This is a genomic window from Clostridium cuniculi (genome assembly GCF_004353185.1).
GTDB classification, from domain to species: Bacteria; Bacillota; Clostridia; order Clostridiales; family Clostridiaceae; genus Clostridium; species Clostridium cuniculi.
Genome location: NZ_SMUS01000002.1, coordinates 138,062 through 161,182, shown reverse-complemented (window position 1 = coordinate 161,182; position 23,121 = coordinate 138,062). Strand labels below are relative to the sequence as shown.

The window sequence follows — 23,121 nt, the reverse complement described above, 5'->3', positions numbered from 1 at the left end:
TATTAAATAAAGTGAAAAATAAAAGGCTGTGATTAATCACAGCCTTTTATTTTATATGTAATTAACTATTATAGATTTCCTTATTTAAACAGCCTTCAGAATTAGCTACAACTACTGCAGTAGCAGAGTCACCAATTACATTCAAGCAAGTTATAAGCATATCTATAGGCCTATTTATAGCAATAATTAATGAATAAGCTATAAGTGTAGCTTCATTATTAAATCCCATACCTGTTAATACTGTAAAAAGTATTATTGATGATGAACCAGGTGCAGATGGTGTTCCTACAGAAGCTATTAATGCTAAAACTGCTATTAAAATTATGTTTTGAATAGTAAGAGTATATCCAGAGCTAGCTGCAATAAAAATAGCTGCTATTACTTGCATTATTGCAGTACCATTCATATTAATAGTCATACCTAATGGAAGTACAAAAGAAGCAATATCTTTACTAACTCCAAGTTCCTCAACAGTTGTTTTTTCATTTAGTGATAAAGCAGCAGAAGAAGCTGCAGCTGAAAATCCTAAAAGAGCAACTTTAGCAACTTTTTTCATAAATATAATAGGATTTAATTTAGTTGTTAAATAAACAAACAATGGATAAGCAATAACTAAAAATAGCATAGATGAAATTGAAACTGTAAGCATATATGCTAATGCTGGTTTCAAACGATCTAAACCATACACAGCAAAAGTTCTAGTTACTAATATGAAAACTGCTAATGGACTAAAGTTAGTTATAACAAATCCTAAAAATACACTAATTATATTATTTAAATCAATAAGTAAATTCTTTAAAACTAATACTTTTTCACCAAGATTATTTATACATAAACCAACAACTACAGCTAAGAAAACTATAGATAATACCATTGAATTATCTGACATAACATTAGTTATATTACTAGGAACTGCATCAAGTATTACAATTAATGGATTGTTTCCGTTAGCTGTAGCTACAGATGTAGAAGTATCACTAGCAAGGTTAACATTGAAAAATCCAAGCTTATAAGCTGAAAATCCAAATACACAGGCAGTAGCTAATGCAAATATAGAAGTTATTAAAAAGCCTAATAGTGTTTTTGATGATATTCTTCCAAGCTTTTTAGTATCACTAATATGACACATAGCAAGAGCTATTGATGAAAATACCATAGGAATTATTATTAATTGAAGGCAATTAATAAATAGCTGGCCAAGTATATAGAAAATACCTAAAGCATTTTTACCTTCTTCAGTAGTTATATCTTGAAATAAAATATTATTAATAGAATTCCATATAGAAGCTTTATCATTAGAAATTAATGATTCTCTTAATAATATAAAAGCAGTACCAACAAGTAGAGCTAGTACAAGAGAAAGTGCCATTCTTATAGCTAATTCAGTAGATTTATTTTTTCCTTTTGTAAAGTTGAATTTCATAAAATTATCTCCCAATAATTAATATTATAATTATGTTAACAAACAATCTATGTAAAGGTTGTAAATTAACATATTAAAAATTAAGTGTTGAATATTTTATTAAAGGAATATAATTATTTAACGTTATGATAAATAATATATTAGATAAAATAATATGTCAATAATTTAACTAATTAATGTGATATTAAAAGTATATATGAAAAGTAGTAAATGAATTTAAGAAAAAAACTATAGATAAAAACTATCAAATTAATAGAAAGTATCTATAAAAAGAATTACTAATTAGATTTAAAAGTGATAAAATATATATAATGATTTAATTATAAGGGGGCATATGAGATGAAGTTTAACAAATTAAATAAGGGGCAATATAATATGATGGAAGTTAAAGAAACACTTAAGTGCAGTGTTTGTAATGAAGATACTAATTATATAGATTATTGGAACGGAAATAGGTTTTGTTCTATAGAGTGCCAAGAAAAGTACTATAATTGGATTAAGAAAAATAAAGAGTCAATTGCATAGATAGTTTATTAATGATGAATTAAGATAGGTATATCTAGAATTCATCATTATTTTTATATATTTGAAGAGGAAATATTTTATTATTCATATAAATTTATAAAGTATAATTATATAATATGATTAATATATAGCCTATATCTATAGATAATGTTGTTAAAATCAATTGGATTACTATAAGATACTGGAATATAATAAAAGTAAATTAAGTGTTAAATATTTAACGTTCATTATTTTTTTTAAGAATACTAAGAAGTATCAAAGAGATTATAGTAGCTTAAATATAAAGAAGCTATTGAGATAAAGGAGAGAATACAATGGAAAGACGTATTTCAGGTTATACTACATTAATAGGATTATTAGCAACGCCAATTAAGCATACAAGCTCACCTAAAATGCACAATGAAGCATTTAGATATTTAGGATTAGATTATGCTTATCTTGCATTTGAAGTTGGAAATGAAGGATTAGAGGATGCAGTAAAAGGTTTAAGAGCAATGCAAGCTAGAGGCTGCAATGTATCAATGCCAAATAAAACTGTTATTCATAAATACTTAGATAAATTAACTCCAGCTGCAGAATTAGCAGGTGCTGTAAATACAGTTATAAATGATGATGGTGTTTTAACTGGACATATTACTGATGGTGTTGGATATATGAGATCATTAAGTGATGCTGGATTCGATATTATAGGTAAGAAAATGACTATAGTTGGAGCTGGTGGAGCAGCTACAGCAATTTGTATCCAAGCAGCTTTAGATGGAGTAGCTGAACTTTCAATATTCAACCAAGATGATGAATTCTTTGCAAGAGCAGAAGAAACAGTTAAGAAGATAAATGAAAAAACTAACTGTAAAGCTAAGTTATTTAGATTAGAAGATAAAGAAGCTTTAAGAGCAGAAATTGCTGACTCTGTAATATTCACAAATGGTACTGGAATGGGTATGAAACCATACGTTGGTCAAACTTACATAGAAAAAGATATGTTAAGACCAGATCTTATAGTAAGTGACGTTGTATATCAACCAGCAAAAACTAGATTATTAGAATTAGCAGAAGAAGTTGGATGCCCAACAATTAATGGATTAGGAATGATGTTATTCCAAGGTGCAGAAGCATTCAAATGCTGGACTGGACAAGAAATGCCAATAGAACACATGAAAGAGTTCTTATTTGAAAGCAAATAAGATTTTAAATTAGGAAATTAGAAGTTATTTATAGCAACATTAATAGTTTTACGAAAAATTAAAAGAATATAATTAAAATTTGGGAGGAAATAGATATGAAATTCATGGTAATAAACGGACCAAACATAAACATGATAGGTGTTAGAGAAAAGGGAATATACGGAACAAAGAGCTTTACTGAAATATGTGAATATATAAAAGAAGAAGGAGAAAAGAGAGGACATGAAGTTACTCTTCTTCAAAGTAACTGCGAAGGAACTATGATAGATTTCTTACAAAGAGCATATTTTGAAAAGTTTGATGGAGTTGTTATAAATCCAGGAGCATACACTCACTACAGCATAGCTTTACATGATGCAATAAAAGGAAACACAGGAATTCCAACAGTTGAAGTTCATATTTCAAATGTACATGCTAGAGAAGAATTTAGAAAAGAATCTAAAACGGCTCCAGCTTGTATCGGACAAATGTGTGGATTTGGTGAAAAAGGTTATGTTTTAGCAATGGAAGCTTTAGAAGACTATATCACTAGAAACAAGTAAGATTTTAGCAAATGATGGCTGTTGCAATATGCACAGCCTTTTTTAATTTTTTTATAAATCAATAGAATATATCTATAAAAAAACATAAAAATATTCATTAGATTTATAGCTTTTAAAGAGTTATACTTAAATAAGGAATTATATGAAAATGAAAGTTAAAACTTTATCAATATATATTTATAGGAGAATGTAGGATGAATAAGTACCAAAACATATTTACACCATTAACAATAAAAAATATGACTATCAGAAACAGAATTGCTATGCCTCCAATGGGAACTAATTACGGTGGAGCAATGGGAGATTTCACTGAAGAGCATGTACAATATTATGAAAAGAGAGCTAAAGGTGGAACTGGTTTAATAATAGTAGAAAATGCTTGTGTTGATTTTCCAATGGGTTCAAACGGAACAACTCAAATTAGATTAGATCATGATAGATACATACCAAATTTATTTAGATTAACTGAAAGATTACATAGACATGGTGCTTGTGTTGCTATTCAAATAAATCATTCTGGAGCATCAGCTGTACCATCAAGAATAGAAGGAAATACTCCAGTATCATCTTCAGATATTCCTTCAAAAACTGGTGGAGCTATTCCAAGACCATTAACAGTTGAAGAAATATACGCAATTGCTGATAAGTATGCAGAAGCTGCAAAAAGAGCACAAATGGCTGGATTTGATGCAGTTGAAATTCATGGAGGACACTCATATTTACTATGCCAATTCTTATCACCTTTATATAACAAGAGAACTGATGAGTTTGGTGGAAGTTTAGAAAATAGAGTAAGATTCCCTAAGTTAGTATTAGAAAAAGTTAGAGCTGCAGTGGGACCAATGTTCCCAATAAGCTTTAGATTTAGTGCAGATGAATTCATGGAAGGTGGAAATACATTAGAAGATACATTAGAAATGATGGAATATCTTGTTGATGAAATTGACATATTAAATGTATCAGCTGCAGTTAATGATACACTACAATATCAAATAGATGCTAACTACTTAAAGGATGGATGGCGTTCATACATGGCTAAGGCTTTTAAAGAGAAGTTCAATAAGCCAGTTATAACATCAGGAAACATCAGAAATCCAAAGGTTGCTGAAAAGATATTAGAAGAAGGACATGCTGATTTATTAGCAATGGGACGTGGACTTATAGCTGATCCAGAATGGGTTAACAAAGTTAAGAGTGGAAGAGAAGATGAATTAAGAAAATGTATATCTTGTAATATTGGATGTGCAGGTCACAGAATAGGGATAAATAGACCAATAAGATGTACAATAAATCCAGAAGTTATATTAGGAGAAGAAGCACATACTTCTATGAAAGTAAACAAGCCAGTAAATGTTGTTGTTATTGGTGGAGGAACTGCAGGATTAGAGGCTGCTTGTACTGCTGCTGAAGTTGGATGTACAACTTTCTTATTTGAAGCTAAGCCTTACTTAGGTGGATTAGCTAGAGAAATAGCTAAATTACCAGCTAAAGATAGAATTAATGATTTCCCAGATTACTTAATTAATAGAGCTAAGAAATTAAGAAATCTTTATATATTTACAAATACTACTGCTACAATAGAAGCAATAGAAAATTTAAAACCAGATGTAGTTGTTAATGCTACAGGATCAACTCCTCTTTTACCTCCAATTACAGGATTACATGATAGAGTTGATAAAGAAGATTCAAAAGTATTATCAATATTTGGATTAATAAGCAATATTGAAAAGTTCAATGGAATGGACTTAGAAGGAAAGAAAATAGGAGTTATCGGTGGAGGAGCAGTTGGACTAGATGTAGTTGAATACTTTGCTCACAAGGGTGCTCAAGTTACTATAGTTGAAAGAATGCCAGCTGTAGGAAATGGAATGGACGTAATAACTAAGCTTGACTTTATGACTATGCTTAAGAAGAAGGAAGTAGATGTAAGAGTTGAAACTTCATTATTAGAAATAAAAGATAGCAGCTTTATAGTTAATAAAGATGGTGTAGATGAAGAAATTAACTTTGATTATGGATTTGTATGTTTAGGAATGAGAGCATATTCTCCATTAATGGCACAATTACAAGAAAACTTTGCTGAAACTAATGTAGAAGTTGTTAACATTGGTGATAGTGTTAGAGCTAGAAGAATTATTGAAGGTGTTGAAGAAGGTAGACATATCACTGATACACTTAAGAGAATTGGCGCTCTATAATAAAATATGAAATGTAGAAAACCCAGTTGAGGAATCAGCTGGGTTTTATTATATTTATGATTTCATAATAATTGAAAATGTGTTCTTATTGAGTTAAACACATATTTTTAATTAGCCATAGTTAATTCATCTACTTGATTTTTTGATGGCATACATAGTAGTGATAAAGCAACAATAGTTAATATTAAGCCTATTAAAGATAATATAGTAGGAACTTCTGAAAAGAATAACATTCCTAAAAGCATAGCAGATATGGGTTCACCACCTGCAGCTAGGATAGATGTCTTTCCAGCTTCTATGTAACTTAAAGATACTGTATAAAGTACATATGGTAATACAGATGTGAATACTGAATGTAATAACATAAATATAGAATTATTTACTGGTGCTGAGATTACAAAATCCTTAAGTATATTCCAATCTGTAAATGGTAATAAAACAATTTCAAGAGTTAGTAAGCTATAGAATGTAATAGTAAGTGCTTCATATCCCTTACCCATTGCAATTTTAGATACTACGCTATATAGAGCATAAAAGAATGCAGAAAGTAATCCTATTAAAATTCCAATTGCAGATAATTTCATTCCACTATTATTTTCTAAAAGACCACTAGCAAGTACGCAGCCTAAAATTGCTAATAGCATACAACTTATTTTACGTAGAGTAATTTTTTCTTTAAAAAGTATTGCTGCTATAAATATTACGAATATTGGAGAAAGACTAAGTAATACTGCTGCTAATGATAATGATAAGTGGTTTACTGATTCATTATAGCAAAAATTTAGTCCTAGCATACCCAAGATACCAGATGCCATGAAGACCCATGCATCCTTTAATTTTATTTTTAGTAATGATTTATCTAATATTAGAATTCCAATAAATAGAATAATTAAGGCAATTAAGACTCTTGAAGAAATTATAGTATAACTATTTAAACCAAAGTCACTTAATTTTCTAATGAATATTCCTGCAGAACCCCATAATCCACCAGAAATTATGGGAAACAAAACTGCTATTTTTTTCATATGTATATCCCTCCTTATTATATAATTGTATAAATAATACAATTAAATTATAATACTTTATTTTACAAATACAACAATATTTCATAAATCAACTATTATTATGATATTACTTACAGTTAATTTTAATCTAATTTTAATCTTTCTTATATTTTAGATTAATTTATTAAACGTATTATATAACCATAGTAAATGAGGAAAGCAAATTTAGGGAGGTTATATAAATGGAAAGAAATGAAATGATTAAAAAATTAATGGAAAAGGCTCATGTAACTTATGAAGAAGCACAAGAAGTATTAGAGAGATGTAATTGGGATCTTTTAGATTCAATAATATATTTAGAGAGAAGTGGAAAAGTAGAAAATAATGATACTACTACTATTATTGAAGTAAAAGAAGAGGATCAAAAGAAAGATGACAACACTAAAAAAAACCACGAAAGCTATGGTGGAATTGGAGAAGTTATTGGAAGAATATTTAAAGGTTTAGGAAAAATTATAGCTAAGGGAAACAAGAATTATTTTGAAATTAAAAAAGATAATGAAAAACCAATAAGAATATCTTTAACAATATCAATACTTTTATTATTATTCTTTATGCCACCAACTGTAGTATTATTAATAATAGGTTTATTCTGTGGGTATAAGTATTCAATTGAAGGACCTAATATGAATTATGATGGAGTAAATGATGTTTTTGAAAAGGTATCAGAATCAGCAGATACTATAAAAAAAGATTTTAAAAAAGGATATGAAGGAAAGTAGAATATTATAAGAAATAGGCTTTGAAGATAACTCAAGGTCTTTTTCTTTTTATGAAATCTTTAGAAATATTTTACCGGATGGTATAATTTAATAAATAAGGATAAATTTAAGATGAATTATTATAAAGTAAAGGCTGGAGGAAAATTTGTGGATAAGCTTAAGCTTGTAGAAAAGTTAAGGGAAAAGACAGGAATAACATATGAAGATGCAAAAAGAGTATTAGAAATAAATAATTGGGATATACTTGATGCTATTTTAGATTTGGAGAAGCAAGGAAAGGTAAAGGGTCCTTCTGTTAGTATATTTTATACTAATGAATATAAGGAAAGTTATGAAGAAGAAAATACAGAATATAACTTTGAGGAAGTTAAAAAAAATAGTAATTATAAATCTAATAATACCTTTGAAGGGATTTTTGAGGTTATATGTAAGGCTATAGATACCTGCAACAATATTTTTATAGAAATAAAAGGCAAAAATGATTTCTTTTTAAAATTTCCACTTACAGTAGTTATTGTTCTTTTAATATTCGGATTTTGGCTACTAATACCTCTTGTTGTTATTGGATTATTTTTAGATATAGAATTTTCTATAGAATCTAAAAAGATTAATACAGATAAAATTAATGAGATATTAATTAAAATATCAAAAGAAGTGCAGAAGATTAAAGGAAAAGGGAAAGTTGGAGGAAAGTAATGGTTAAGATTTTAATAGTTGAAGATGAAGAAAAAATAGCAAGATTTATAGAGCTAGAGTTAGTTCATGAAGGATATAAAGTATTAAAAGTTAATAATGGTAGAGAAGGTCTTGAAATTGCTGAAAAGGGTGAGGTAGATTTAGCTCTTTTAGATGTAATGTTACCAGAACTTAATGGTCTTGAAGTATTAAGAAGGCTTAGAAAAACTTCTGATATACCAGTAATAATGCTAACTGCAAGAGATGCTGTTATGGATAAGGTATCAGGTCTTGATGCCGGTGCAGATGATTATATAACAAAACCTTTTGCAATTGAAGAGTTACTTGCAAGAGTAAGAAATGCTCTAAAAAAGAGAATAGTTACTGTAAAAAAGAGTGAAGATACATTAAAGTGTGGTTTATTATCTCTAGATAAATTAAGGCATAAAGTGCTTTATGATAATACAGAAATTGAATTAACTAATAGAGAATTTATGCTTTTAAAAATATTAATGGAAAATAAAAATATAGTATTAACTAGAGATGTACTTATGGAAAAGGTATGTGGTTATGATTATGTTGGGGAAACAAATGTAATAGATGTTTATATAAGATACTTAAGAGCAAAGATTGATGATAGATTTAATATTAAGGTAATTACTACAGTTCGTGGTGTAGGATACGTAATAAAAGATGAATAAGAGAAGAAAAACAAAGAATGTTACATCTATTGCAATAAAGCTTAATGCCATAAAGGTAAGAGATTTATTTTTTAAATTTCTCATAATTGATGCAATTTTAATGGCAATTTTAATAGGACTATGGTGTATTGAATCTGAAAAGAGCTTTTATGGAGAACTAGTAAATAATGCTGAAAGAGCAATTAAATTTTATCCAATAGAAACAGCAACTTATACAGTAATATGGGATGATGGAAAAACTATGGTTAAGGCAGCTAGTTATTTTTTATATAATTTAAGAAAAATAATAATAATAATTGGAATGGTAGAAGGTATATTTTTATTAGAAGAAATAATATTTGGAACAGCAAGAGTAAGAAAAATATTAAAGCCTCTTAATGAAATAGCGGAAACAGCAGAGAGACTTAGTAATATGGTATTTGATGAAGAAAAATTTCATAGTTTAGAAGATGCTATATCAAAAATTAGCCCAGTTGCTTCTGATGAAAGAATTCATATTGGAGATAGTGAGTTTAAGGGATTAGAAGATGCTATTAATAAATTGCTAGATAGAATGAGGGATTCTTATAGACAGCAAGCAAGATTTGTATCAGATGCTTCACATGAACTTAGAACTCCTATTTCGGTAATTCAAGGTTATGCAAATATGCTTGATAGATGGGGAAAAAGTGATGAAAGTGTATTAGATGAATCTATTACAGCTATAAAGTCTGAATCAGAAAATATGAAAAATTTAGTTGAACAGTTGTTATTTTTAGCAAGGGGAATTAATGGTAAAACACAGCTTACTATTGAAGAGTTTTCTTTAAGTAATATGATTAAGGAGGTTGTAGAAGAATCTAAAATGATAGATGATAAACATGTATATAGTTATATTAATTTAGAAGAGGTTAATGTTTATGGAGATGTGGGACTTCTTAAACAAACTGCTAGGATATTAGTTGAAAATGCATCTAAATATACAGAATCAGGAGGAAATATAGTACTTAGGACAGGAAGAAATAATAAGGGGGAACCTTATTTTTCTGTACAGGATAATGGAATAGGAATGGATACGGAAGATATACCACATATATTTGAACGTTTCTTTAGAGCTGATACGGCAAGAGTTAGAAAGAATGGTGGTACAGGTCTTGGATTATCTATAGCTAAATGGATTATTGATAATCATAATGGATATTTTAGTGTTGTAAGTAGAAAAGAAATAGGTACAAGAATAACAGTATATTTACCATAAATATAATAATAAAAAATTAACTGTATCATAAATAAATTAAAAAAATAGCTTTAATCATTTGGATAAGTAAAAGAAATACTGTGGTAATAATTTGAATAAAAGTTATATTAACTCAAAAAAAAATATTGACAATTTATGGTGTAGAATATATACTATAAATTGTCCGTTTTAATACAATATGATTTCGGACAATTGGAGGTGAGCAATGAACTATAGTCATTCGGATGATAGTACTCTAAAATCTTTTCGTGAAACTTACAAAGATTTAGAAAGGGTTTATGATAGCTTTTCTAAAATTTGCGGATTATCTAATACAGAATACTGGGCATTGTTGATGATATATGAGGGAGTTGCAACTCAACATGATATTAGTGAAAGTCTTTGCCTTAGTCGTCAAACAGTTAATTCAGCATTTAGACAACTAATTAAAAAAGATTTAATACGTCTAGAGAGTGTTGAAAATAATCTTCGTGTAAAAAAGGCTTATCTAACAAAAGATGGGGTTAAATTTGTAGAGAAGTATGTTGGAAATATGCATGGATTAGAAGAGAAGGTTTGGCATATGATGAAGGAAGAAGAAAGAGTCCAACTTACAAGGCTAATTCGCAAATACAAAACCTTAATGAAAGAATCATTAGAGGAATATCAAAATAGTAAGAATAGTTCATCGGAGGACTTGCAATCGTAATTGCAATGTCGATAAGATGTCGAGTGCGCTCGGTTATTTAAAATAACTGAGCGCATTTTTTTATTTAAAAAGGAGGAATTTTAATGAAATTAATATTACGTTTTTTAAAGCCACACTGGAAATTATTTGTTATTACTATATTATTAATAATTTTAGATGTGGCTGGGGCTTTATATATTCCCACATTAGTAGCTGAAATGATGAATGAAGGAACTTCTAAAAGCACATTAAATGATCTATTAGCAACTGGTGGGCAAATAGTAATAGCTTCTATTATTTCGGGGGTAGGAGCTATTCTTGGAGGGTATACATGTTCATTACTTTCTTCAAAAATAGGAAAAGATTTAAGAGATGCTATTTATGAAAAATCACTTAAACTGTCAATGTATGATTTTAAGCAATTTGGTACAGCTTCTATTACAACCAGAACAATTTCTGATATAACCAATATTCAATTTGCTTTTATGAGTTTTATTCAAATGGTTTTACCTGTACCTGCTATATTCATAATTTCATGTACTTTATCCTTTAGATTAGATGTAGTGGTAGGTTTTATGTTGATAGCAGTATTAATTATTGTAATGCTTGTTGCTTTTTGCATAATGCGTATTGCATCTCCAGTTTTTAGACGCCTACAAAAACTACTTGATCGTATGAGTACTGTTTTGATTGAAAATATAACAGGCGTAAGAGTTGTTCGTGCATTTAATAAGCAAGCCAGTGAGCAAAAGCGTTTAGATATAGCATTTACCGATTATGCTAATACTTCTATAAAAGCAAATAGAATGTTTGCCAATTTAGATGGTCTTTCATTTTTTTCAATTAATGTTTTTGTTGTTTTGATTTATTGGTTTAGTGGAGGACGTATTGCTACTGGGTATTTCCAACTTGGTGATATTACTGCATTAATCGAATATGCATTACTGGCATTATTTTATTTGATGATGGCACAAATGGTAATTTTAACTTTACCTAGAGCTCTTGAATGTTGTCATCGTGTACAGGCTGTATTGGATCATTCTCCAGAAATAATTGACCTTGTATCAGAAGATAAAGATATTAATTTAGAGAATGATGATGAGGTATTAAAATTTAATAATGTATATTTCCGTTTTGCTGATGCAGAAGAAGATACTTTAAGCAATCTAAATTTTACATGTAGACGTGGAGAAACTACCGCGATTATTGGAGGTACTGGTAGTGGAAAATCAACAGTGGCTTCATTGATTCTAAGATTTCATGATGTAACAGAAGGAACTGTGTATTTAAACAATAAAGATATTAGACAAATGACACAGCATTCTTTAAGAGAGCATATATCATATATACAACAAAAAGCATGGTTATTTTCTGGTACAATAGCTGAAAATTTATGTTATGGAAATCCTGATGCTACGGAGTCTGAACTGAAACACGCATTAGAAATTGCACAAGCTAGTGATTTTGTAAATTCATTACCAGAAGGAATAGAAGCATATGTAGCACAAGGAGGAGTGAACTTCTCTGGTGGACAGAGACAGCGGTTATCAATTGCACGTGCTTTAGTTAAAAAACCAGAATTATATATTTTTGATGATAGTTTTTCTGCTCTTGACTTCAAAACAGATGCATCACTGCGAAAAGCATTAGAATCAGAAACAAAAGATTCGGCTGTATTGATTATAGCACAACGAGTTAGTACCATCCGAAACGCAAATCAAATCGTTGTGCTAAATGAAGGGAAAATGGTTGGGTTAGGTACACATGAAGAATTAATGGAAAGCTGTAAAGTTTATAAGGAAATAGTAAATTCTCAAACAAAGGAGGTTAAAGAAGTATGAAAAAAAATAGAGTAAAAACAAATCAAAAGTTAATCTATGATTCTTCACAAAATACGAAAGATACAATACTGAGGTTATTTCATCAATTGAAGAATCAACGTATTCGTCTTACTATAGTAGGAATTTCTATTTGTATTTATATAATTTTAAGTATCTGGACACCATTTAGAAGTGCTGTGGTTATTGATAAATTATGGCAGAGTATTAAAGCTGCTAAAGCACAAGAAATAGTATTTTCTATTACCTGGGATAATGTAGGAAAGGATTTAACGATTCTATCAATACAATATCTTTTTACATGGTTTTTCTACTATATACAATCATTTTTAATGGCTAGTGTGGCTGATACATTAACATTATCTTTACGTCGACAAATTGCTGTGAAATTAAATTTATTGCCATTTAGATTTTTTGATCAGAATAAACCAGGAGAAATTTTAAGCAAAGTAACAAATGACTTAGATAAGATTACAGAAACATTACAAACAGGACTTTTAAAGTTAGTGGTTGCTATTGGGATAGTTATTGGATCACTTGCAGTTATGCTATATTATAATGTTATTTTAACTTGTATATTTCTTATATTTATGATAATCAGCATAATTATTACAAAAGTTGTAGCTAAGAAAAATTTAGAATATGCAGCTTCGAGACAGGAAACTCTTGGAGAATTAACAGGGATTGTTGAGGAATATTATACTGGGAGAAATATAATTAAGGCATATAATCATGAAGATGAAAGCATGGAGCAAGTATTCAAATATACTGAAATTAATAGAAAAGCTACACAAAAGGCTGATTTTTTAACAAACTGCATGAATCCGCTTATTCGTTTAATTAACCGTTTAGGACAGGCAGTAATTGCAGTTATTGCAGGAAATGCAATGTTAAATGGAACTATGACAATAGGTGTCGTACAAGCATTTTTCCAATATGTTAATCAAGCTTCCGAACCTCTAACTCAGGCCTCTTACATGATTAACACTTTGCAATCTGCCTTAGCATCAGCAGAGCGTACTTTTCAGATTTTGGATAGTGAAGAAGAAATTCCAGATACATTAAATCCAATAATGTTAGAACGTGCAAAGGGGGAAATTTCTTTTGAACATGTAAGCTTTGGATATAATGATTCTAAACTCTTGATGAGAGATATTAGTTTTACAGTGCAACCTGGACAAAAAATAGCAGTAGTCGGAAGTACGGGAGCAGGTAAAACAACTTTAATAAACCTATTAATGAGGTTTTATGAGGTTAATAGTGGGAAAATTTTAATAGATGGTATATCTTCTGTTGATATGACTAGAAATGGTTTGCGTAAAAATTTTGGTATGGTATTACAGGATACATGGTTATTTGGAGGAACTGTTGCCGAAAATATTGCATATAGTAAACCTGATGCTACACGTGAAGAAATTATAGCTGCGGCTAAAGCGGCAAAAGTGGACTATTTTATTCGTACAATGCCACATGGGTATGATACAATGTTAGATAATGAGGGGTCTAACCTATCAGTTGGTCAGCGTCAGCTTTTGACTATTGCACGTGTATTTTTATGTGATCCACCTATTTTGATTTTAGATGAAGCCACATCTAGTGTGGATACTCGTACAGAAGCAGAAATTGGTAAAGCAATGCAAAGTCTAATGAAAGGACGTACAAGTTTTGTTATTGCCCATCGTTTATCTACAATTCGTGATGCTGATAATATCCTGTTTATGCAAGATGGGAATATTATAGAGCAAGGAAATCATTATGAACTTTTGGAAAAACAAGGAGCTTATGCTAAACTGTATTATAGTCAGTTTGCATAATTTTCTATATTCATATCTAATAGTGATCTTAGTGGTATTTAGTATTAGATCTAAAAAATATTTTATAGTGTTTTAAATTTATAATATAAAAGTAATAATTTAAAAGTATTAGTTTGTTTTTTCAGTAGGAGAGCAAGAATTCTATAAAGAAAAAGGATTCGAAAATGAGCCAACAAGATGTGCAGCTTGTAGAAGGGCTAAAAAAGAACAAAATAGAAGATAATTTTAGATTGTTATAGGTTGTAGTTTAAACTACAACCTTTTTTGATATTTGATTATAATTAAGAAAGGAGTTATTACTTAGAATAGTTATATTTAAGTAGTAATTTTATTATAATGTATAGATATATCTATAAAAAAAATCAAAACCTATAATTGATAACGATTATCAAATGAGTTAAGATATAAATATAAAAATTTAATAAAAGGGGGAAGGTTATGAATATATTAATTGGAATATTAATTCCTCTTCTAGGAACTACATTAGGTGCTGCTTGTGTTTTTATAATGAAGAAAGAAATGAATCAGTTAGTTAATAAGGGGTTACTTGGATTTGCGTCAGGTGTAATGATTGCAGCATCTGTATGGTCATTAATTATACCAGCTATTGATATGAGTGATGGAATGGGTAAGCTTGCTTTTCTACCGGCAGCAATTGGGGTATTAGTAGGGATAGCTTTTATGCTTATTTTAGATAAAATAATTCCACACCTTCATTTAGATAATGATAAACCTGAGGGATTAAAAAGTGAAGGTATTAAGAAAACAACAATGCTTGTACTAGCTGTAGTATTGCATAATATACCAGAGGGAATGGCAGTAGGAATTGTTTTTGCTGGAGCTATGAATTCAGAAAATGTAATAACTATTGCTGGAGCATTTGCACTATCAATAGGAATTGCTATTCAAAATTTCCCTGAGGGAGCTATAATATCAATGCCATTAGTAGGTGAGGGAATAAGTAAGGGAAAAGCATTTTCATATGGATTTTTATCAGGAGTTGTTGAACCAATAGGTGCAATTTTAACAATTTTATTTTCTACAGCTTTAACGCCAATAATGCCATATCTTCTTTCATTTGCAGCAGGAGCAATGATTTATGTAGTTGTTGAAGAGTTAATTCCAGAATCATCAAGTGGAGAACATTCAGATATAGGAACAATAGGATTTGCTATAGGTTTTGTAGTTATGATGGTTCTAGATGTAGCTTTATCATAAGCTTTACGCAAAAGAATTAAAGGAAGAATGCTTTATAGAAAAGGAATTTATTGATTAATGGTATAAAGATAAAGATTATCAGATCATGTACGTAGTAAAAATAGAGAAAATATTAGAAAATGGAATGGCTAAAAAATAATATATGTGACATATAGAATTACTATCTATAAATTATAGTAATACAATACTGTGATAGTAGATAATTACACAATTATCTACTATCTAACATTCAGTATTTTTATCAATTTTTATAGCTAACTCCTTGTTTAATTTGGTTAAGCTCCAATATTTAATATAGAATCATCACTGTTAAAGGTATTAGCATTATATAAAAACAACACATCTGTTATTTCTTTATTTTCAATTAGTTTATCTAAGTCATCATAAAAATATCTTAAATCAACTACATTGATTTCACCATAATGAGATGTTAAAAATGGTAAGAAACAATTTGCATAGGAGTCTTTTATAACTAATAATTTCTTATTTGGATCACCTAAGGTCTTTATATTAATTAAAGGATGATTTCCACCAGTAAATATACTATATTTATCTTTTTTATCTAAATATGTACTATCAAAGAGACTTGTACTTTTCTTTTGCTCATTTACATAATTCACAATAAAATCTGATTCTTTAGGAATATACACATCAATACTATCTGATTTTTTGCCTTGTATACCTATTTTAGAGGATAAACTTCCATAGAATGAATCAGTAACAGTAATAATTTTAAAGTTATCAATAGGGGTTGGGGTTAAACCTAATTTTTCACACATTACTGTATAAGCAATATAAGCTCCCTTACTTGTCCAGTGATGATCTGTTTTGTAAAATATGTACTCATTCTTATTTTCACTTAAAGCCTCATATGGGTTTATAGTTTTAACATTATCATTTAATCCAGAAAAAACAGTATTTATATAAGATAATTCATCATCATTAGGAGCATATTTAGGCAAATTATCTTCAAGAACTTTAGTTGCTGTAGGTGTTAGCATAAAACTTATATTTAAGTTGTTATATTTATCAGAAAAAGAGTTTATGGCAGCGATTTTAGCAGAAGTTTCTTCTTCTGAGCCCTCTTTAAACTTTTCAAATAACTGTTCATCTTCTCCTATAAAGATAGAGTTAATTTCAGTTTTGCCAGATAGCTTTTCCAAGTTAGTTTTGATACTTACAAAGCCCTTCTTACCGGCAAAATTATCTTCTACATATTCTGTGTACTCCTCAGTAAAATCTCCACTTAGAAAGCTTTTTATTGTAAATTTAGGCATCGTAGCTAGGGTTCTATTTTCTTCTTCAGAGAATGGTTTATCAGTCTTTAAAATATTAAGAAGTATTACAATTACGATAAAGGTTATAAACATGAGAGTCATAAGTCTGTTTAGAGCTCTGTTATAAATTCTAACCTTTCTTTTGCTTAGTTTATTTATTTTAGGTTTATATTCTTTTTTTTGATTTTCCATAAAAACACCTCCTTAGAATCTAAAGTATAAGAATGGATTATAGCTTGCGCCTACTAAATAAGCAGTAGAAATTATTAGAATTAATAAATTAATTGCTGTTATTAAAAATACATCATTTTCTCTAAAGGTAGATTTAATTTTATTCATATAAATTTTAATTAGTTTTGTACTGCAAATTAATCCTATCAATAGAATAATAAAATTATTAGTTAATATATATTTAGCTAGATTATCAATAAAAATATTATTACTAAATCCAAACATTATTTTGATATAATGACCTGAATCAGTAAGTGTATTCATATCAAAGATAACCCAACCTATCATTACAATTATTAATGTATATATATGTGAAAATATAGAAGGAATTTTTTTAAGTAAATCCTTTAAGTATATTTTTTCTATAAATAGAACTACTCCAAAGTATAATCCCCAAACTACAAAGTTAGTACTGGCTCCATGCCATAAGCCTGTAGTAAACCATACAATAAATAAATTTCTAACTTGAATAAGTGTACCTTTCTTATTTCCTCCTAAGGGGATATAGATATATTCTCTAAACCATCCACCTAAGGACATATGCCATCTTCTCCAAAACTCAGTTATACTTTTTGATATATATGGATAATCAAAATTTTCTAAAAAATCAAAGCCAAACATTTTAGCAAGGCCTATTGCCATATCTGAATATCCACTAAAATCAAAATAGATTTGAAGAGTAAAAGCAATTATACCTATCCAAGCTAATACAACAGATAAATCATTTAAATTTACTTCTTTTACTTGTGTCCAAATTAGTCCTATATTATTAGCCAGTATTACTTTTTTTCCTAAACCTATAATGAAGCGTTGAACTCCTTCTCCAAATTTATCTATACTTTCCTTTCTATTAGCAAGTTGTTTATGTATATCGTCATATTTAACAATTGGACCTGCAATAAGTTGTGGAAACATTGTAATATAAGTTGCAAAGTCTATTAAGTTTCTTTCAGGTTTTACTTTCTGCATATAAATATCAGCTATATAAGATATTTGTTGGAAAGTATAAAATGATATTCCAAGAGGTAGAGAAATAGATTTAACCTTTAAGTCTAAACCAATAATAGAACCTAAACATTCTATAGCAAATCCATAATATTTAAAGAAAAATAATATGCTTATATCTATAAGAAGTAGTGTTATAAAAATAAATTTAGATTTATCCTTATTTTTAATATGTACTCTAATTAGTAAAGCGCCTAAGTAGTTTATAAGTATTGATATAATAATAAGTATAATATATGTAGGTTCTCCCCAAGCATAGAATAGTAAACTAGCTAAAAGGATAACAGTATTTCTTAATCTTCTAGGGGCAATATAATAACTTACTAAAACTAGTGGTAAAAATATAAATATAAAAATTAAGCTGCTAAAAACCATAGTTATTCACTCCAATTATTCCTTTATTTAAAGTTGTCTTTAATTATTTTGTATATAGATGAAGAATTCTCAGAAATAATAAATATTAAATATTGACCTTCTTCTTCTAATATAGCGTCTTCAATAATTTTATATTTTTCTGGACTATAGTTTTTAAAACTTTCTCTTTGTTTTTCTAGCCTCTTATTAACTTTTGCTTTTATTTCAGACATATTTTCATTTTTTTTTAATTTTAAGATTAGTATTTCTTCAACATCCATATTACTTTTAGGTGCATAGGATACAAAATTTTCAATAGAATTTACATTGATATAGTATATATTTTTTAATGTTTTTTCATTTCCAATATTTACAGACTCTAAGTCTAAATTTTTTTCTAAATCACTTTTTATTGCAGTCATATCAGCACTTTTAATGCTCAATATAGGATATAAACCTATGAATAAAGATATAATTATAACTATTTCAATTAAATAATAAATGGTATATTTTTTTTGCTTATTAAGTTTTATTTTTGTATATTTATGTATCATATAGTCCTCACTATAAATTTAATAATATAATCAATTATAAAAGTTTAAAGTATATAACAAGATTGATATTTAGAATCAAGTTTGTTATATATGAAATTTATATTTTACTGTATGTAATTTTTTAGAAGATCTAGCCATATCGTATAGAAATCATATTTATAGTGAATTCCATCTTGTTCATGCAGATAATCTTTTTCAGTTATTACGCTTGCTAAATCTATATAAGTACTACCTGTAGCAGTGGAAACTTCAGCAACCTTTAATCTAAATTCATTTAAATTTTCATTAGTTAATCTATAATTTGTATTAACTGCATTATTCATTACAGGAAGTGGTGATATTAAATAAATATTTGTTTTTGGTAGTACTGCTTTAATTGAATTAATAAGTTCAATATACTTCTCTTTAAATGCATTAGAGCTTTCTTCAGATGAATTACTATCAAAAGCGATAACATCATTCATTCCATATAATAAAACTAAATTTTTAGGATTAATACCTTGAAGCTTGTCTATACTTTGTGAAGCTTTTATTACAGTATCACCTTTATTAGCAATTACGTTATAGCTATCTAAAATACCAAATTCAGATAATGCTTCAGTTATGGAATCACCCATAAAAATAGTGTTTTCGTAGTATTTAGCATAATTGATGTCTTCATTTTCTGAGCTATCATTATTTGCATTTAAAATATTATTTTGATAAGTATCAATTTTATCTTGCAAATCATCTAAAGATTTATTTTCTAATTGAACTAAAAAATCTTTTTGAGATGGAGTTTTGCTTTTAAAAATTCCACTTAACATACCTATAATAAATGAAAATATAATATAAAATGACATTGTTAAGGTGAGTATAGTTAGTATTTTTCTTTTCATTGTATTTTCCTCGCAATTATTACTATTAATAAGATTATAAGGTAATTTTCTGGGGAAATTGTTACAAAAGAGTTACAGATTTCTTATAAAAAAACTCTCTAATAATATCTATAAATTATTAGAGAGTTTTCTATAGGTATTAAGTTTGTATTGTACATTCCTTTCATAGTCCAATTTGAAAAATTCAGTATACATACAATCTAGTACATATAATAAGGATAACCTTGTTGAAAAAGATGAAATTTTATTATAGTGATTTTCATTTGAACTTAGATATAATTGATAATCGGCATATTTAGTAATAGGATTTTCATTTGTAGAAGAGATTAATATTATTTTTGTTTTATTCTTTTTTAATATATCAGCTAAATTTTTAACTATTACACCTCTGCCTTCAAAGGACATTATTATTGCAATATGGTTTTCGTCACTAGTAGATGCTGTTAATAGCTGAGTATATTCTTCTATGGGTACATTAACAAAGGTTCCTATTTCTTGCATTTGAAACTTAAAGTTTTCTGCAAAATAAATATTACCTGCAGAAGTATAAAAATCTATATATTTTGCTTTTTTAAGTTCAGTAGCTATTAGTCTTAACTGCTCCAGAGAAATTAGGTTTAAAGATGATACAATAGTTTGATCATATAGCTCCTTCATTTTAAGTACAATTTCATGTTCTGTTTCATTTTGTTTAAAGGGATAATTATAGTCTAGTGAACTACTTTCTATTAAATATTCATTAATTGATGAAGAAGCTTGTACTTTTAATTCTGATAATCCTGATAAGTCAAGTTTTTGACATAATCTATAAATTGTAGATGTTGAAATAAAACAAGCTTCACTAATTTCAGAAGCACTCATTTTAACAAAGGTCTCGGGATTATCCTGCATATATTTAACTAATATTTTTTCATTTTCAGTTAAGTTAGTAAGTTTGTTTAATTTGCTAAAAATGTTCATGAAGATCACCTCATGAACATTATATAATATTTCATTATGTAATTTTAATATTTCACTAAAATTCTATTTCTTTTATATATTTACTTAGTGTATAGGCAATACCATCTTCTTCATTAGATAAGGTAACTTCATTAGCTATAGCTTTTAAATCATCTACAGCATTTTCCATTGCTACACCAATACCTGCATATTTAATCATTGATGCATCATTATGACCATCTCCAAAAGCAATCATTTCTTCTCTTTTAAAGCCCATAGGAGATAAAACTGTATCTAAAGCCTTAGCTTTATCTATACCTTTTGCAGTAAACTCAAAGTAAAAAGGTGCTGTAAACATGCAACTTAATTTATCTTTAAAAGGCTCCATCATGTTTTTATAATTTTCTTGTAAATAATCAGGATCACCAGCAGTTAAAATTTTATTTAAATGGTAATCAGCAAAAGCGGCTAAATCATCCTTTTCACATAATTTAAATTTACCACCACGAGATTCATATTGAATTATATTAAAAGGTTCACCATTTACTAGTATTTCATTATCAAAAACATTATTTACATACATATAGTTTCCTTTATCAATCATTGGTTTAACATTAAACTTTTTCATGTGTTCAAGAACTGCTTGTCCTTCTTCAATAGTCATAGTTTCATTAAATAAGACTTCATTTGTTTGACAATGTACAACTTTGGAACCATTAAAGGATACTAGAAGGCCATCATGTTTATCCATATCTAACTCTCTAGCAAAATCCATTAATCCAGAAGTAGGTCTTCCAGAGGCCAATATTAAAGTTACTCCTAGTTCTTGTGCTTTAATTAAAGCATTTTTAGTTTTTTTAGTTATTTCTTTTTTTCCATTAGTTAATGTACCATCAACATCCATTATTATTACTCGTATATCACTCATATTCTACCTCCATAGTGTTTTATTTAATTATACTAATTTTGTATTAGGAAATTAATATATTAAATGGAGATTGAGGAATATGTTGCAAAAATAATTAATTTCACAAAGAAAATTTGAAAGAAGTATGTCAAACTTTAAATTTTCTAAAGGCTAAGGGTGTTTTCCCGTGAGTTTTTTTGAACATCTTTACAAAGTTACTACTATAATTATATCCAAGCTTTTTAGAAATTTCATCAATACTTAATTCAGTAGTAGATAATAAATTTTCAGCCATTGTCATTCTAATAGAGTTAGTATATTCACTAATGGACATATGATATTTTGCAGAAAAACCAGCTTTTAATTTTTGTTCATTTAAAAATACCATTTTGCTTAAGCTTTTTATGGTAGGAGGGTTACAAGCTTCCTCTGTTAATATATCATGAGCTTTTTGTATTGCATTAGCATCAGCTGCAGTTAAAGTAACATATCTATCTTTTCCTATTTTAATTTCTCCATAATTTAATTGGTTAGTAAAAACATTTTCTGGAGAAGAGTATATTTCATTATAAAGTAAGGCAATACACTCCAATATCTTGCTTTCTAGATATATAGGAGTTATTTTATCAACTTCGGACATACTTCTTAATCCTTGAATAATAGAAGATATTTCAAGGGGTAAATATCTATAAGTATAGTTACTAATAAAATTATCAAAATCTATAGTTTTGGGAAAATTAGGTCCTATTATTTCATCAAAGTATTTTTTGTAAATTGTTATTTCAGCGCCATGAAAGTGCTGTCCTTTCTTCCAAGTTTGCTTTCCTTTTATTCCTTTTTCAGCTACAAAAAAAGAAGAGGGACTAAAGGAAGAAACCGGATTATCCTCAATTTCAAATTGTGTTTCTCCTGTATAGACAGTACCAAATCTAATTAGATGTTCATGATGCTCAAAGGATATAGAGAAATCTGCAGGAATAGTATAATCGCCAATTCCAAAATCATAATATCCTTCTCTACTATATTTAATAAAATATCCAAGTTCAGGTCTATTTTCATTTTTATAAATTGTATAATTTTCTGTTTTAAAAGGAGTAAAAGTCATATTATTTAAAACTTCATTTTGAAATTCCTTTGTTGTTTTAGCAATCATAATCTACCTCAATAC

Annotated in this window: 21 protein-coding genes and 1 pseudogene; 13 read left to right on the top strand and 9 right to left on the bottom strand. The window is 28.2% G+C overall.

Annotated elements, in window-relative coordinates; all coding sequences use genetic code 11:
• Positions 1-61: 61 nt before the first annotated feature.
• Positions 62-1,423: a dicarboxylate/amino acid:cation symporter gene (locus EJJ37_RS01515; RefSeq protein ID WP_133013827.1), complete on the bottom strand. Its 1,362-nt coding sequence runs from the start codon at positions 1,421-1,423 to the stop codon at positions 62-64.
• Positions 1,424-1,762: 339 nt separating this feature from the next.
• Here EJJ37_RS01515 and EJJ37_RS01510 point away from each other — a divergent pair, with 339 nt between their 5' ends.
• The 4 genes from EJJ37_RS01510 (at position 1,763) to EJJ37_RS01495 (ending at position 5,872) form a co-directional block, all read left to right on the top strand.
• On the top strand, positions 1,763-1,948 hold the full coding sequence (locus tag EJJ37_RS01510; protein WP_133013826.1) for a hypothetical protein: 186 nt from the start codon (positions 1,763-1,765) through the stop codon (positions 1,946-1,948).
• A gap of 314 nt (positions 1,949-2,262) precedes the next feature.
• Positions 2,263-3,132, top strand: coding sequence for a shikimate dehydrogenase (locus EJJ37_RS01505; RefSeq protein WP_133013825.1), 870 nt, complete (start codon positions 2,263-2,265; stop codon positions 3,130-3,132).
• 95 nt (positions 3,133-3,227) lie between these two features.
• Positions 3,228-3,674, top strand: coding sequence for a type II 3-dehydroquinate dehydratase (gene aroQ, locus EJJ37_RS01500; protein ID WP_133013824.1), 447 nt, complete (start codon positions 3,228-3,230; stop codon positions 3,672-3,674).
• 194 nt (positions 3,675-3,868) lie between these two features.
• Positions 3,869-5,872: an oxidoreductase gene (locus EJJ37_RS01495; RefSeq protein WP_133013823.1), complete on the top strand. Its 2,004-nt coding sequence runs from the start codon at positions 3,869-3,871 to the stop codon at positions 5,870-5,872.
• Between the two features lie 107 nt (positions 5,873-5,979).
• Here EJJ37_RS01495 and EJJ37_RS01490 read toward each other — a convergent pair whose 3' ends face one another.
• Positions 5,980-6,897, bottom strand: coding sequence for a DMT family transporter (locus EJJ37_RS01490; RefSeq protein ID WP_133013822.1), 918 nt, complete (start codon positions 6,895-6,897; stop codon positions 5,980-5,982).
• 221 nt (positions 6,898-7,118) lie between these two features.
• Here EJJ37_RS01490 and EJJ37_RS01485 point away from each other — a divergent pair, with 221 nt between their 5' ends.
• From EJJ37_RS01485 to EJJ37_RS01445, 9 genes and pseudogenes are all read left to right on the top strand, one after another.
• Positions 7,119-7,658 carry a DUF4342 domain-containing protein gene (locus tag EJJ37_RS01485; RefSeq protein ID WP_133013821.1) on the top strand — a complete coding sequence of 180 codons (540 nt, stop codon included), beginning with the start codon at positions 7,119-7,121 and terminating at the stop codon, positions 7,656-7,658.
• Between the two features lie 147 nt (positions 7,659-7,805).
• On the top strand, positions 7,806-8,354 hold the full coding sequence (locus EJJ37_RS01480) for a UBA domain-containing protein (RefSeq protein WP_133013820.1): 549 nt from the start codon (positions 7,806-7,808) through the stop codon (positions 8,352-8,354).
• Entirely contained in the window at positions 8,354-9,034 is a 681-nt protein-coding gene (locus EJJ37_RS01475; RefSeq protein WP_133013819.1) for a response regulator transcription factor, read from the top strand. Before EJJ37_RS01480 ends, EJJ37_RS01475 begins: the two co-directional genes overlap by 1 nt.
• Positions 9,027-10,271, top strand: a complete 1,245-nt coding sequence (locus tag EJJ37_RS01470) for a sensor histidine kinase (RefSeq protein WP_133013818.1) — start codon at positions 9,027-9,029, stop codon at positions 10,269-10,271. The genes EJJ37_RS01475 and EJJ37_RS01470 overlap by 8 nt, the downstream gene beginning before the upstream one ends.
• A 205-nt stretch (positions 10,272-10,476) precedes the next feature.
• Positions 10,477-10,959: a MarR family winged helix-turn-helix transcriptional regulator gene (locus EJJ37_RS01465; RefSeq protein ID WP_148321268.1), complete on the top strand. Its 483-nt coding sequence runs from the start codon at positions 10,477-10,479 to the stop codon at positions 10,957-10,959.
• Between the two features lie 83 nt (positions 10,960-11,042).
• Positions 11,043-12,779, top strand: a complete 1,737-nt coding sequence (locus EJJ37_RS01460) for an ABC transporter ATP-binding protein (RefSeq protein ID WP_133013816.1) — start codon at positions 11,043-11,045, stop codon at positions 12,777-12,779.
• Entirely contained in the window at positions 12,776-14,590 is a 1,815-nt protein-coding gene (locus EJJ37_RS01455) for an ABC transporter ATP-binding protein (RefSeq protein WP_133013815.1), read from the top strand. The genes EJJ37_RS01460 and EJJ37_RS01455 overlap by 4 nt, the downstream gene beginning before the upstream one ends.
• Positions 14,591-14,702: 112 nt before the next feature.
• Positions 14,703-14,813, top strand: a pseudogene (locus tag EJJ37_RS01450) (zinc-ribbon domain containing protein); the annotation flags it as partial.
• Between the two features lie 215 nt (positions 14,814-15,028).
• Complete coding sequence (locus EJJ37_RS01445) at positions 15,029-15,808, top strand: ZIP family metal transporter (RefSeq protein WP_133013814.1); 780 nt, start codon at positions 15,029-15,031, stop codon at positions 15,806-15,808.
• 275 nt (positions 15,809-16,083) lie between these two features.
• Here EJJ37_RS01445 and EJJ37_RS01440 read toward each other — a convergent pair whose 3' ends face one another.
• The 7 genes from EJJ37_RS01440 to EJJ37_RS01410 form a co-directional block, all read right to left on the bottom strand.
• The gene (locus EJJ37_RS01440) at positions 16,084-17,277 is read right to left on the bottom strand and encodes a DHHW family protein (RefSeq protein ID WP_133013813.1); all 1,194 of its coding nucleotides are present in this window, start codon (positions 17,275-17,277) and stop codon (positions 16,084-16,086) included.
• A gap of 12 nt (positions 17,278-17,289) precedes the next feature.
• On the bottom strand, positions 17,290-18,696 hold the full coding sequence (locus EJJ37_RS01435; RefSeq protein WP_133013812.1) for an MBOAT family O-acyltransferase: 1,407 nt from the start codon (positions 18,694-18,696) through the stop codon (positions 17,290-17,292).
• A gap of 23 nt (positions 18,697-18,719) precedes the next feature.
• Positions 18,720-19,229, bottom strand: coding sequence for a DUF4358 domain-containing protein (locus EJJ37_RS01430; RefSeq protein WP_133013811.1), 510 nt, complete (start codon positions 19,227-19,229; stop codon positions 18,720-18,722).
• 104 nt (positions 19,230-19,333) lie between these two features.
• Positions 19,334-20,107, bottom strand: coding sequence for a GDSL-type esterase/lipase family protein (locus EJJ37_RS01425; protein ID WP_133013810.1), 774 nt, complete (start codon positions 20,105-20,107; stop codon positions 19,334-19,336).
• Between the two features lie 108 nt (positions 20,108-20,215).
• Positions 20,216-21,067 (bottom strand): MurR/RpiR family transcriptional regulator, encoded by an 852-nt coding sequence (locus tag EJJ37_RS01420; protein ID WP_133013809.1) that lies wholly within the window; start codon positions 21,065-21,067, stop codon positions 20,216-20,218.
• Positions 21,068-21,122: 55 nt separating this feature from the next.
• Entirely contained in the window at positions 21,123-21,974 is an 852-nt protein-coding gene (locus tag EJJ37_RS01415) for a Cof-type HAD-IIB family hydrolase (protein ID WP_133013808.1), read from the bottom strand.
• A gap of 127 nt (positions 21,975-22,101) precedes the next feature.
• Entirely contained in the window at positions 22,102-23,106 is a 1,005-nt protein-coding gene (locus EJJ37_RS01410) for a helix-turn-helix domain-containing protein (protein WP_133013807.1), read from the bottom strand.
• Between the last annotated feature and the right edge of the window lie 15 nt (positions 23,107-23,121).